The organism is Salipiger pentaromativorans, assembly GCF_024721115.1.
GTDB lineage: Bacteria > Pseudomonadota > Alphaproteobacteria > Rhodobacterales > Rhodobacteraceae > Salipiger > Salipiger pentaromativorans.
The window spans coordinates 252,172-265,672 of the sequence record NZ_JAMDHK010000003.1 but is presented as its reverse complement, the minus strand read 5'-3'; the positions used below and the strand labels follow the sequence as shown (position 1 = coordinate 265,672).

The 13,501-nt window shown below is 70.0% G+C and carries 6 protein-coding genes; 5 read left to right on the top strand and 1 reads right to left on the bottom strand.

Annotated elements, in window-relative coordinates:
- Position 1 precedes the first annotated feature (1 nt).
- Positions 2-982 carry a dipeptidase gene (locus tag M4578_RS07135; protein ID WP_258092772.1) on the bottom strand — a complete coding sequence of 327 codons (981 nt, stop codon included), beginning with the start codon at positions 980-982 and terminating at the stop codon, positions 2-4.
- Between the two features lie 161 nt (positions 983-1,143).
- On the opposite strand from M4578_RS07135, the gene M4578_RS07130 reads away from it, so the two are divergent.
- The 5 genes from M4578_RS07130 to M4578_RS07110 are packed head-to-tail and all read left to right on the top strand — an operon-like array spanning position 1,144 to position 13,499.
- A complete protein-coding gene (locus tag M4578_RS07130) occupies positions 1,144-7,356 on the top strand; it encodes a type I polyketide synthase (protein ID WP_258092771.1) in 6,213 nt (2,070 codons plus the stop codon).
- Complete coding sequence (locus M4578_RS07125; RefSeq protein ID WP_258092770.1) at positions 7,353-11,435, top strand: non-ribosomal peptide synthetase; 4,083 nt, start codon at positions 7,353-7,355, stop codon at positions 11,433-11,435. The genes M4578_RS07130 and M4578_RS07125 overlap by 4 nt, the downstream gene beginning before the upstream one ends.
- Before the next feature lie 11 nt (positions 11,436-11,446).
- Entirely contained in the window at positions 11,447-12,313 is an 867-nt protein-coding gene (locus tag M4578_RS07120) for an SGNH/GDSL hydrolase family protein (RefSeq protein WP_258092769.1), read from the top strand.
- Entirely contained in the window at positions 12,310-12,705 is a 396-nt protein-coding gene (locus M4578_RS07115; RefSeq protein WP_258092768.1) for a Rid family hydrolase, read from the top strand. Before M4578_RS07120 ends, M4578_RS07115 begins: the two co-directional genes overlap by 4 nt.
- Complete coding sequence (locus M4578_RS07110) at positions 12,702-13,499, top strand: 4'-phosphopantetheinyl transferase family protein (protein ID WP_258092767.1); 798 nt, start codon at positions 12,702-12,704, stop codon at positions 13,497-13,499. Before M4578_RS07115 ends, M4578_RS07110 begins: the two co-directional genes overlap by 4 nt.
- Positions 13,500-13,501 lie beyond the last annotated feature (2 nt).

Sequence of the window (13,501 nt, the reverse complement as noted above, 5' to 3'; positions counted from 1 at the left end):
ATCAGGCCGATTTATATTCTTTCTGCGCGGCGATTTTTTCGATTTCAGCGAAGACACGAATATAATTTTCGCCCAAAATTTTTCGCGTATCGGGGTCGGAAAAGCCGCTTCGTTGCAGATGCTCCGGCAGATTTTCGGCGCCGGTATAATCCGGAAACAGGCTTGTTTGCAGCCCCGCCCGGTCCGTGCCGATGGCGACATGATCGACACCGATGTCCTGCGCCAGACGGTAGAGCCCGGCGGCATAGCACTCGGGTGTCGGAAAGATCGTCGCGTTCGGCCAGACACCGATCAGCCCGCCGGTGGCGGCAATCTCGCGCGCAATCTCGGCGGGCATCAGCCTGACATTGTCATCGCCCGGGTCGCGGATCGAGCTGTGCGAACAGATCACCGGCGCCGCGCTGCAAGCGATCACCGCGCGCATCGCCCGCTCCGACAGATGGGCGAGATCGACGATGATGCCCAAGGCGTTGCAGCGCTGGACAACTTTCTTCCCGAAAGCGCTGATACCGTTGTGACTTTCCTCTTCCGTCTGATTGTCGGCAAGGGCGCTTTTCAGATAGTGGACCAGCCCCATCTGGCGCAGCTTGTGGCGGTCGTAATCACGGTCGATGCGCGACAGATCGCCACCCAGATGGTCGGCCCCTTCGATGCCGACGACGATGCCCGGAGTGCCGGTTTCGCTCAGCGCCGCCAGCTCGGCGCTGCTGGTGATGCGCTGCACCTCGCCTGCGGCGACCATCGATTCGATGATCTCGAACACCTTGGCCACATAGCGCCCGATCTGCCGGTCGTCCGTGGGCGCCGAAACCGAGATACCGCCCGGCGTGAAGGCCAGAAGCGGCCCGTCGGGCACCACGTTCAGAACGGCGACTGAAACGCGATTCCGCCGCAGGGCGCCCGCAAAATCCTCGGGCGCGGTATTCGGATAAAGGATGCGCCTGGAATGGCAGTGAATATCTATAAGCATTGGGTGTGTCATTTTCAAAACTCCCGGTCTTTCATTCCCGACTATAGGCGCAATTCGAAATCGTGACGAGAAAAACCATGCGGTACAGGCATGCTACCTAGGCGCGAACGACCCCCGTTACTCTCAGCTACGAGAGTGACGACGGATCCCGTCCTGCAAACATGGAGCGTGTAATGGCCGACTATCCCCATCAGGCAACGGCGATTTGTGGAATCGGGTGCAGGTTTCCCGGTGGCGTCACCGATTCCAAGAGCTTCTGGCAGCTTCTGACCGAGGGCCGCGACGGGGTCACCCCGGTGCCTGCGGACCGATGGAACGCGGCGCGGTTTCACGATCCCGAGGGCAAGGCGCCGGGCAAGATGTATGTCAACGCGGGCGGCTTCCTGCAGCAGCGGCTCGACATGTTCGACGCGGGGTTCTTCGGCATTTCCCCGCGCGAGGCCTCGCGGCTCGACCCGCAGCAGCGGCTGCTGCTCGAGGTGGCGTGGGAGGCGCTCGAGGACGCGGGGATTCCGCATGACAGTCTGGCCGGCTCCTCGACGGGGGTGTTTGTCGGCGGCTTCATGTCCGACAACCTTCTGACCCAGCTCAACCCGCTGAACCGCGACCTGATCGGGCCGCATAGCGAGGTCGGCGCGACGCTGGGCATCCTGTCCAACCGGCTGTCGCATTTCTTCGATCTGCAGGGGCCGAGCCTGACGGTGGACACCGCCTGTTCCTCGTCGCTGACCGCGTTCCATCTGGCCTGCCGGGCGCTTCAGGCGGGCGAGTGCGATCTGGCGCTGGTCGGCGGCGTCAGCGTCATGACCCGCCCCGAAACCCCGATTGCCATGTGCAAGGGCGGCTTTCTGGCCAGGGATGGCCGGTCCAAGAGCTTTGATGCGCGCGGCGACGGCTATGGCCGGGGCGAGGGTGCCGGGGTCGTGGTGCTGCGGCGGGTCGCGGATGCCGTCGCCAGCGGCGATCCGATCATCGCGCTGGTGCGCGGCACCGGGGCGAACCAGGACGGGCGCACCGACGGGATCACCGTGCCCAATGCCGACGCGCAGGAGGCGCTGGTGCGCCGCGTCTATGCCGGTGCCGAGGTGGCGCCCGCCCAGATCGGCTATATCGAGGCGCATGGCACCGGAACCGCCGTCGGCGACCCGATCGAGGCGCGGGCGCTGGGGCAGGCCATCGGCGCCCATCGCGCGGCGGGCGCTCCGGCGATTGTCGGATCGCTGAAATCCAACATCGGCCATCTCGAAGCGGCGGCGGGCATCGCCGGGATCATCAAGGCGGCGCTGGCGCTGCGCGAAGGCGTGGTGCCGGTGCTGGCGAATTTGCAGACGCCCAACCCCACCATCCCCTTCGATGCGCTGGGGCTGCGCCTGCCGCTCGAGAACATCGCGATGACCGAGCCCAAGGGCGAGCGGTTCTATGCGGTCAATTCCTTCGGCTACGGCGGCTCGAACGCGCATGCGCTGCTACAGGACTGGGCCGGTGCCGAGGCCGCGCCCGAGGCGGTGCCGGACGAGCCGTCTTTCCGCCTGCTGCCGCTGTCTGCGCGCTCCGACGAGGCGCTGCGCCAGACGGCGCTGCGCCATGGCGATCTGCTGGGCGCGGGGGCTGCGGATCTGGACGACATCTGCCACTCGGCCGCCTGCCGCCGCCCGCATCTCGACCACCGGCTTGCGGTCACCGGCGCCAGCGCGGCGGAGATCGCCAGCCGGCTCACGGCCTGGGCCGAGACCGGCGAGGCCGAGGGGGTGAGCGTCGGGCGCGGGCGCCCGCAGGCCGAGGATCCGGTCTTTGTCTTCACCGGCATGGGGCCGCAATGGTGGGGCATGGGGCGCGCGCTTTATGACAGCGAGCCGGTGTTCCGCGCCGCCGCCGACCGGTGTGACCTGGCCTTCCAGCGCTGTTCCGGCTGGTCGATCCTCGGGGAAATGCGGCGCGACGAAGCAGACTCGCGCATGGAGCGCACCGAGATCGCGCAACCGGCGAATTTTCTCCTCCAGGTCGCCCTGACCGAGCTCTGGCGCTCCTGGGGCGTGGTGCCCTCGGCGGTGGTCGGGCACAGCGTGGGCGAGGTGACCTCGGCCTATGTTTCCGGCGCGCTGACGCTCGAAGAAGCGGCCGAGGTCTCGTTCCACCGCAGCCAGTTGCAAAAACGTGCCGCCGGTGCGGGCGGGATGCTGGCCCTGGGCGCCACCGAGGCGCAGGCGCAGGCGCTGGCCGCGCCCTATGCCGGGCTGGTCTCGCTGGCCGCGAGCAACAGCCCCAATGCGGCGGTTCTCGCCGGCGACATGGCGGCGCTGGAAAAGATCGCCGCAGAGGCCAACGGGCAGGATCTGTTCAACCGGTTCCTCAAGGTCGAGGTGCCGTATCACAGCCCGGCGATGGACCCGCTGGAAACGGATCTACTGGCGGCGCTGGCGCATCACGACCCGCGCGCGCTCTCGATTCCCGTCTGGTCTACGGTGACCGGCAAACGCGCCGACGAGGGCGCCTTCGACGGACCCTATTTCTTCCGCAACATCCGCGAGCCGGTGCGCTTTGCCGCGGCGATTGCCGATCTGATCGCGGCGGGTCACCGGAGCTTCCTCGAAGTCGGCCCGCATCCGGTGCTGTCGGGGGCAATCCGCGAATGCGCTGCCGAGGCCGGTGCCGAGGTGGCGCTGGTCCCTTCGCTGCACCGCAAGCGGCCCGAGCTGGAGACCGCGCGGGGCGCGCTGGCCGCGCTCTACACCGGCGGCGGGCGGATCCGCTGGGGCGAGGCCGCGCTTTGGCGGGGGACATTCTGCGCGCTGCCGCATTACCCCTGGCAGCGCGAGCTGCACTGGGAGGAAAGCGCGGCGGCCCGGCAGGACCGGCTGGGCGGCGAAGGCCACCCCTTGCTGGGCGATCCGCTGCCCTCGGCGGCCCCGGTTTGGGAGCGCGAGATCGGCGGTGCCCGGATGGCCTGTCTCCAGGACCATGTGGTCGACGGGCTCGCGCTGCTGCCCGGCGCCGCCTATGTCGAGGTCGGTCTGGCGCTGCTCGCCCGGCTGAGCGGGCGCAAGGCAGGGCGGCTGACCGATCTCGACTTCGGACAGGCGCTGGTGCTGGATCAGGCGGCCTGGCCGGTGTTGCAGGCAAGCTGGGACCCCGAGACCCGCAGGGCCGCCATCCACAGCCGCGCCGATGCGGGCGCCGACTGGATGCGCCACGCGCGGATGACGCTGGACAGCCTGCCGCTGGCCGAGCCGCCGCGCTGCGATCTCGGCGCGCTGCGGGCGTCTCTGGACTGCGCGATGTCCGGTGAGCGGCATTATCGCCGGATGTCCGACCGTGGGCTCGACTACGGCCCGGCCTTTCAGGGGGTGCGGCGGCTGTGGCTCGATGCCGGGGCGGCCAACGTGCTGGCCGAGATCGAGGCGCCGGAGGGCATTGCCGGGGGCCTTTGCGACTATGCGCTGCATCCGGCGATCCTGGATGCCTGTTTCCAGACCCTGCTTGAAACCATCGCCGACCCGGCCGACCGCGATGTCTATGTGCCGGTGCGCATCGAGTCGCTGCAATTCTACCGCCCGCCCGGTCGCAAGCTCTTTGTTCAGGCCGAGCGGCGCCCCTCGGCGGATCGCGCGCTGTGCGGCGATCTGCGGATCATCGACGAGACCGGCGCGCTTTGCGCCCGCTTCGAGGGCATCGTCGCGCAGGCGCTGACCGACCGCCGCGCGCAGGACCGCGAGCGTGCAGACGACCGGCTGTTCGGGCTGAAATGGGTCGAGCGCCCGCCCGAGGCCGCGCGTATCGTCGGGCGGCAACTGGTGCTGTGCCGGCAGACCGATGCGGTGCTGGCCCGGGCCGAGGCCCTGGCCGCCCAGATCGACACTGCCGATCTGGTTGCGGCGCATGATGTCACCGGCGCCATCGCGATGCTCGACGATGCTTTCGGGCCCGAGGCCGCGCCCTCCCGCTATGGCTCGGTGGTTCTGCTCTGGGAGACGAAGGAGGCCGACGATCCGGTGGGGCTCGAGCTGGCGTCGGATTTCCTCGATCTGGTGCAGCATGCGGCCCGGTTGCAGGCGCGCCACAGCTTCGGTCTCGATCTGGTGACGGTGTCGGCGCAGGCGCCCGGAGAGGATCTGCCGGCGGATGCGGCGCTGCGCCAGGCGGCGGTGACCGGGCTGGCCCGGGTCGCCATCGCCGAGAACCCGGCGCTGCGGCTGCGCGTGCTGGACATCGACACGGCGGAGGAGACGCTTGTCGCGCTGGCCCGAGAGGTGCAGAGCTTAGTCCATGACGACGATGTCGCATTGCGCGGCACGCGGCGCTTTGCGCGCCGGTTGACCACCCTGTCTTACGACACGCTGGCCGAGCTGCCGCGCCGCGCGCTTTCCGAGGACACCGAGGCGGCCTTGCCCGCCGGAGAGGCCGAGATCGCGCTGATCGAGGCGGTGCAGCCGGCGGGCGAGGATCCGGTCCATGCGCTGGCCGAGATCCGCGCCCTGGGCGCGGGCTGCGCGGGGTTGGCGGTGGGCGACAGGCTCGCGCTGCGGCTGCCCTCGGCGCGGGAGCGCCAGCGGGTGCCCGCCGAGGCTCTGGGCGCGGATCGGGCTGTCGTGCCCGGGCCGCTGGCGCAGGTGACACCGCTGCTGGCCGATGCCTGGCATGTGGTGCGCGCGGTGGCGCGGCTGGAGCCGGAGGACCGCGTTCTGCTGCTGGCGACGGCCGATGCCCGGGGCTGCGCGGTGGCGCAGATGGCCCGCGCGCACTGCGCCCGGCTGGTCGTCGCAACGCCCGACGCGGGGTCGGTCGCGATCTTCTCCGGTCTCGGAATCGACGCTTTCGCCTGCGAAACGGCGGAGGCGCTCGACAGCGGGCGGGCGCGGCTGGGCGGCACGGAGGCGGATGTGCTGATCGGGCTCGGGCAGGGCAGCGCGCTGGCGCTGTTTCAGCGGCTGCTGGCGCCGCAGGGCCGTATGGTGATCTGGCAGGACGGCGACACGGCGGCGCGCCCGCCGGTGGGGCTGGGGCCGAACCAGAGCCTTCTGCCGGTCAACATGACCCGGCTGCGCAAGGCGGCGCCGGAGCGGATCGCCTCGGCGGGGCCGGCGCTGCGGAGTTTTGTGGAACACCACCCGGATCTGCACATTCCAATGGAGGCGCGGGCGCTCGAGGTGGCCGAACCGGCACCGGTCGCAACGCGGACGCTGCGTTTCGATCCGGCGAAATCCTATCTCGTCTCGGGCGGGCTGGGCGGCTTCGGTCTGGAAACCGCGAAATGGCTGGTCAGCCTCGGCGCCCGCCATCTGGTGCTGGCGGGACGGTCGAAAACCCATTCCGACGAGGTGCTCGAAGAGATCGCGCTGCTGCGGACGCAGGCCGGCAGCGTCGAGATCGCCTCGGTCGATGTCACCGATGCGGCGGCGGTTGCCGAGCTGGTGGCCGGGATCGAGGCCGGCCCGGCGCCGCTGGGCGGGGTCTTCCACGCGGCAGCGGTGCTGGATGACGGGCCGATGGACACGCTGCGCCGGTCCCAGCTCCGTACTGCGATGCTGCCCAAGGCACTTGGCGCCTGGAACCTGCATCTCGCCACAAGGGATCTGCCGCTCGATCATTTCGTGATGTTCTCGTCGATTTCCTCGCTGGTCGGCAGCCCGGGGCAGGGCAGCTATGTGGCGGCCAACGGCGTGCTCGACGCGCTGGCGGCGCACCGGGCCGCGCGCGGGCTGGCGGGCTCGGCGATCTGCTGGGGCGCGATCAGCGAGGTCGGCATGGCGGCGCGCCGCAAGGAGATCTCGGATTATCTCACCGGGGTCGGCTTTGGCCTGATGAAACCGCAGGAGGCGCTGGCCGGTCTCGCGCCGGTGCTGGCCCAGGGCACGGCGCTGGTGGCCATCGCCAAGATGGACTGGCCGACGCTGGCCTCGTTCTATCCCGGCTGGCGCGCGTCGCAGCGCAACGCAGAGATCGTCGCGGCGGTGGACGAGGCGCAGGCGGCCGGCGGCGGCGGGCGCATGAGCGAGGAAGAGCTGGCAGAGCTGCCCGACCGGCTGACCGGGATCGTCGGCGGCGTGCTGGGCATCCCCGAGGACCGCATCGACCGGCAAAGCTCGCTGGTGGCGCTGGGGCTGGATTCGATCCTGGCCATCGAGATCCAGTCGCGGATCGAGACCGGGATCGGGGTCAAGCTCTCGGTGCTGGATCTGCTGCGCGGCGTGTCCATCGCGGATCTCTGCAAGCGGCTCGAAGAGACGCTGCGCGCCGCAGAGGCGCCGCCCCGGGCGGTGCCGGGGGCCGTGCCCGAGCCGGAGCCTGACGAGAATGCCGACATCGACGCCTATCTGAGCGGGCTGAGCGATGCCGAGCTTGCGGCGCTGGTGGGCACGCCGGCTCAGGCCGAGGAAGAACGGGTATGAGCGGCGCCGACGCCACCGCCATGCTGCGCGCCAAGGCGCGTGAGATCCTGCTGCGCCAGACACAGGACGGCACCCGCGTCTGGCCCTGTTCGGAAGGCCAGACCGCGCTGTGGTATCTGCACCAGTCGGCGCCGCGCAGCCCGGCCTATAACGTGGGCTTTGCCCTGGCGCTGGCCGATCCGCCCGACATCGCGGCGCTGCAACGGGCCTGTCAGGCGATGGTCGACCGCCACGACGCGCTGCGCGCCCGGTTCGAGGACCGCGACGGCGTGCTGTGGCAGAGGATCCTCGCCGACAGGGAGGTGCCGCTGCGCCAAACCGCGCTCGATGGTGCGACGCCCGAGGCGCTGCGCGAGACGGTGCAGGCGCATCACGACGCGCCCTTCGATCTGGAGACCGGGCCGCTTTACCGCTTCGAGCTGTTCCGGCAAAGCGCGCGGTCGCATGTGCTGCTGGTGACGGCGCATCACATCGTCTGCGACGGCTGGACGCTGTGGATGCTGATGGACGAGCTGGGCGCGCGTTATGCCGGCGACAGCACGGAGACCGGCCCGGGGCCCAGCTATCGCGACTATGTGCTGCGCGAGCGCGCGGCGCTGACCGCGCCGGGCGCCGCAGCGAGCTGGCGCTACTGGGAGCAGCGGCTGGAGGGGGTGCCCCCGGCGCTGACCCTGCCGATCGCCGGGCCGCGCCCGTCCGAGCCCTCGCTGAGCGGCCTGTCCTGCCCGCTGCGCCTGGGCGCGGGGCTGACCGCGCGGCTGCGGAGCCGTGCCCGCGAGGCCGGCGCCACCCCCTATGCCCTTCTGCTGGCGGCCTTCCAGGCGCTGCTGCACCGCTATTCCGGCGAGTCCGACATCGTGATCGGCGTGCCGGTGGCGGGGATGCGCGAGGGCGCCTTTGCCCGCGTCGCGGGCCATTTCGTCAACCAGCTCCCGATCCGCTCCGGGCTCGACGGCGACCGGCCCTTCGATGCGCTGGTGGCCGAGACGCTCGAACATCTGCTCGACGCGCGGGAACATGGCGGGCTGCCCTTCGGGATGCTGGTCAAGCGGCTGGCGCCGCCGCGCCACCCGGGCTGTTCGCCGGTCTTCCAGTCCTCGATTGTGCTGCAGCGCGCGCCGCAGCCCGGATCGGTGTTCGATCTTCTGGCGCCGGAGGGCGAAAGCCGGCCCGGCAACTGGGGCGGGCTCGGGGCCTCGGCCTTCGACATCCGCCAGCAGGAAGGCCAGCTTGACCTGACGCTGGAGCTGATCGACGGCGAGGCCGAGATCTTCGGACGGCTCAAGGCCGATGCCGCGCTCTTCGGGCAGGCGGAGGTGGCGCAGATCGCCGAGAGCTTCGTCACCTTGCTGGCGGATGCGCTCGAGGCCATGGACCGCCCGCTGGGCGCGCTGCGTCTTCAGCCCCAGGCGGCGCGGGCGCTGTGTCTGGACGCGGCGGGCGACATCGCCACGCGGTTTCCCGTCGAGACCGATCTTGGGTCCGCGTTCCGGTCCACCGCCGCCCGCCACCCCGACCGGATCGCGCTGAATGGCGTGGGTTTTGCGCTCAGCTATCGCGACCTCGATGCGCGCTCGGACCTGCTGGCGGCCGAGTTGCAGCGCCGTGGGCTGGCTGGCCAGCGCATCGGCCTTTGTGTCGAGCGCTCGGTCGAGATGCTGGTGGGGATGCTGGGCATTCTCAAGGCGGGCGGCGCCTATGTGCCCATCGACCCGCAGAGCCCCGCCGAGCGCCAGCGCTTCATCCTCGCCGACAGCGGGGTCGAGATGCTGCTCACCCAGGCGCATCTGGTCGACCGTGCGGGCGAGGGCGTCGACGTGCTGTGCCTCGACAGCGACTGGCCAGCCATCGCGCAGGGCGGTGGCGCCGTGCCGGTGCCACCGGGCGATCCCGACCGCGCCGCCTATGTGATCTACACCTCGGGCACCACCGGGCGGCCGAAGGGCGTGGTCATCACCCATCGCAACGTGCTGCGGCTGTTCCTCACCACCGACGGTTATTACGGGTTTGTTACAGAGGATGTCTGGCCGCTGCTGCATTCCTTCGCCTTCGACGTGTCGGTCTGGGAGATCTGGGGCGCGTTCCTTTATGGCGGGCGGCTGCTGATGGTGCCGCACGAGACCGTGCGCGCGCCGGACGATCTGGTCACGCTGCTGGTGGCCGAGGGGGCGACGGTGCTGAACCAGACGCCTTCGGCCTTCCGGCTGTTGACCAAGGCCGCGACCCTGCCGGATCTGGCGAAAGAGGGGCGGCTGCGGCTCATCAGCTTTGCCGGCGAGGCGCTCGAGCCGCAGATCCTGCGGCCCTGGGTGGCGCTGGCGGGCGATGCGCAGCCGCAGATCGTCAATATGTACGGGATCACCGAAACCACGGTGCATGCCATGTACCGCCGCATCCGGGCCGAGGACATCGACCGGCCGTCGAGCATGATCGGCGAGCCCTTCCCGGATCTGCGGATCTACCTGCTGGACGACCGGATGGAGCCGGTGCCCTTTGGCGTGCGTGGCGAGATCTATGTCGGCGGCGACGGGGTCGGCGTGGGCTATCACAACCGGCCCGAGCTGACGGCGCAGCGCTTTGTCGCCGATCCGTTCGGGCGGGAACCGGGCGGGCGGCTCTACCGCTCGGGCGATCTGGCGGTGCGGCGGCGCAACGGCGATGTCGAATACGGCGGCCGCGCCGACCGGCAGGTCAAGCTGCGCGGCTTCCGCATTGAGCTGGGAGAGGTCGAACATGCGCTGGCCAGCCACCCCGCGTTGCGCTCGGCCATCGTGCGCCCGGTGGGGCAGGGCGAGGAGACCCGGCTGATCGGTTATGCGGTTGTCCGGGACGGGGCGCAGAGCTCGGTTCAGGCGCTGCGCCAGCATGTCGCCGGGCGGTTGCCCGATTACATGGTGCCCGCCGATGTCGTGTTTCTCGACGCCTTCCCGCTCAATGCGAATGGCAAGATCGACGACGCGGCCCTGCCACGGCCCGACCGGGGGCAGGACAGCGTCGCCGCGATGGCGCCGCCGCGCGACTGGACCGAACAGCGGCTCTTGCGGATCTGGCAAAACCTGCTGCGCCGCGACACGCTGGGCATCGACGACAATTTCTTCGCGCTCGGCGGGCATTCCTTTCTGGCGGTCGCCATGATGGCCGAGATCGAGCGCGAATTCGGCGTCCGGCTGCCGGTCTCGGCGCTGATGAGCCGGCAGACCGTGGCGCGGCTGGCCGAGACGCTGCGCGCGGGTGCCGGCGGGGCCTGGTCGCCCATTGTGCCGATCCGCGAGGGGCAGGGGGAGCGGCGGCTTTTCTGCGTCGCGGGGGGCGGCGGAAATGTCGTCTATTTCTACCATCTCGCCGCGCATCTTCCCGAAGAGATCGGGTTCTACGGCATACAGTCCTTCGGCCTGGATGGAGCTCCTCCCAAGGCCAGTGTCGAAGAGGCGGCGCGCGGGTATCTAGCCCATATCCGCGCGCTGCAACCTTCGGGGCCCTATCTGCTGGCGGGACATTGTTTCGGAGGCTGGGTGGCCTACGAGATCGGCCGCCAGCTTGTGGAGATGGGCGAGGAGGTCGAACTGCTCGCCGTGCTCGATGCGCCGGGGCCGGGGCTTGCGGCCTCCTGCGGTGCCGGCCGGCCGGCCTCCGACGATCCGGTCTGGGTGGCGAAATTCGCCAAGGCCTTTTCCGAGGACAGCGATGCCGCGCTCGATCTGCCCGACGATCTGTCGGGCGAGACGCAGGACACGCTGCTGCGGCGGATCGCGGGCGGGTTCGAAGCCGCCGGCATCGTGCCCTGCGGCGCCGGCGAGGCACAGGTCCGCGCGCTGTTCCGCGTCTTCCTGTCGAACAGCACCGCAATCTACCGGCCCGAGCAGCGCCCGACCCTGCCCATCGCGCTGTTCCGCGCGGCGCAGGCCCATCGCGACTACGATTATTCCGCCGTGGACGACGCCGCCCGCGCCTTCGGCTGGGACCGCTTCGCCACCGGCCCGGTCGCGGTGACCGACACGCCCGGCCATCACATCACCATGCTCGCCGAACCCCATGTCGCCGAGCTGGCCCATGCTCTTTCCCGCAAGCTGACGCAGTAGAGGTTACAGTCATGAACGAGGTCAGATCCGTCGAATCCCTGGACGACCGCAGAAACCGGCGCTTCAGCGCCATGGTGGAATTCAGCGGTGCGCTGTCGGACAACGGAAATTACGATTCCCTCCACGGCGCGTCGCCGAAACCCTTTTTCGAGGGGCGCACCACCAACGGCCCCGTTGCCGGGGAGCTGCTGGCGCGGAGCCTGGGGCTGAGCGTGCAGCCCTCGATGCATCTGGTGGGGCCGGTCAAGGGCAGCAATTTCGCCGTGCGCGATGCCATGGCCGCCGGCGACCGGCCCGGCGACCTTGCCGGACAGGTCTCTGCCTATCTCGACAGTGTGGACGGCGCGGCCGACCCGAATGCGCTCTATTTCGTCTTCAATGGCGGCAACGATGTCATCCAGGCGGTGATGACCCAGGACAATGCCGAAAGCGTGCAATTGCTGATGGATGCGATCGACGGGCTCGAACGGGCGCTGCGGCGGCTGGTCGAGGCCGGGGCAAAACACGTCATGGCGCCCGATTTCATCGACGTCTCGGTGCTGCCGCTGATCCGCATGCAGGGCGATCCGGCGCGGGCGCAATTGCTGTCGGAAATCTACAACCGCTGTTTCCGCCGAATGCTGCTGGCGCTGGAGCAAAAGCTCCAGATCCGTTTCCTGCGCTGGAGCTTCGACGCCTTCTTCCGGCGTCTGCTGAGCGACGGGGCGCAATTCGGCTTTGCCAATACGACCGAGCCGCTGGCGCCGTTGCTGGAGGCGGGCGGCCGCGACGAGGGCAGCCATGTGTTTCTGACCGAGGTCTTTCCGACCACCAAGGTGCATCAGCTCATGGCAGATTCCATCCGGGAGGCGATTTCGAGCCGGGAGGCGCGGGAATGAGCCGGGTCGAGCGGCTCGATGCCGGAAGCGCGACCGCCGCGCTGGCCAGCTATTCGCGGGCGGTTCGGGTGGGTGACCTGATTTTCGTCTCGGGGGCGCTGGCCCGGCTGGACACCGGTGAGATCTCGCATCCGGGCGATGCCAAGGCGCAGGCCGAGGTGATCCTCGACCGTATCGCCGCGGCGCTGGCGACGTTTGGCGCGGGGCTCGACGATGTCGTCGAAACCAAGGTCTATGTCGCCGATATTTCCCGGTGGGAGGGTGTCGGCGAGGCGCATGGCGCGGCATTCCGCCGGGCGATGCCGGCGACGACGCTGCTGGAAATCGCGCGCTTTGCCCATCCCGACGCGCTGGTCGAGATTTCGGCGGTGGCCGCGGTGACGGCGGGATGAGCGGCGCCGGGCGCGGGCTGGGCCGCATTGCGGCCCGGCTGCGCGCGGGGCACGGACTGCCCGTCTACAGCCCGTTTTGCCGCGACGGCGCCTTTGTGGTGCTCTTCATGGCGACCGGGCGCATCGGCCCCGGCCAGATGCGCGCACTGCTGGCGGCGCTCCATGACGAGCAGCGCGCCCGTGCCGCGCAGTTTCAGCGCCCGGCCGACCGGCGGGATTACGTGGCCGCCCACGGGCTGATGGCGCTGACGGCGCGGCGCGCGGGTCTGGGCGAGGCGCGCCTGAGGCAGCCCGCGCCCGGCGCGAAGCCGCGCCTGCACCTTCGTTCCACCGCGCCTGCGCCCGATGCCAGCCTGAGCCACTGCCGCGGCGCGGTGGCTGTCGCGCTCTGCTGGCAGGGCCGGATCGGCGTGGATGTCGAGCCGTGTCTGAGGGAGGACATCGTCCGCGGCGCGGCTCTGTTCTGTGCCCCGGCCGAGCTGCGCGCCGGCTCCCGGCTGATCGGTCAGGCGGTCCCCCGCCATTTTGTCCGGCTCTGGACGCTCAAGGAGGCGATCCTGAAAGCGACGGGCGCCGGTCTGTCGCAGGATCCGCGAGGGATCATCCCCGATCTCGGTCACGGGCTGCCCGAGGCCGAACCGGCGCTGGCGCGGGGCGGCCCGGGCTGGGAGTTGCGGCACTGTCCGGCGGGAGCGGATCACGCGCTTTCCATGGCGGTTCTCCGGGGGCCGGAAACCGGCGCGGCAGGCTTGCGGCAGGGCGCGCGCGCCGCCGTCGCCGCATGCGGGGCCTGAGG

Coding starts and splice junctions, on each gene's coding strand:
- M4578_RS07135 (WP_258092772.1), bottom strand. CDS start 982: ATGACACACCCAATGCTTATAGATATTCACTGCCATTCCAGGCGCATC.
- M4578_RS07130 (WP_258092771.1), top strand. CDS start 1,144: ATGGCCGACTATCCCCATCAGGCAACGGCGATTTGTGGAATCGGGTGC.
- M4578_RS07125 (WP_258092770.1), top strand. CDS start 7,353: ATGAGCGGCGCCGACGCCACCGCCATGCTGCGCGCCAAGGCGCGTGAG.
- M4578_RS07120 (WP_258092769.1), top strand. CDS start 11,447: ATGAACGAGGTCAGATCCGTCGAATCCCTGGACGACCGCAGAAACCGG.
- M4578_RS07115 (WP_258092768.1), top strand. CDS start 12,310: ATGAGCCGGGTCGAGCGGCTCGATGCCGGAAGCGCGACCGCCGCGCTG.
- M4578_RS07110 (WP_258092767.1), top strand. CDS start 12,702: ATGAGCGGCGCCGGGCGCGGGCTGGGCCGCATTGCGGCCCGGCTGCGC.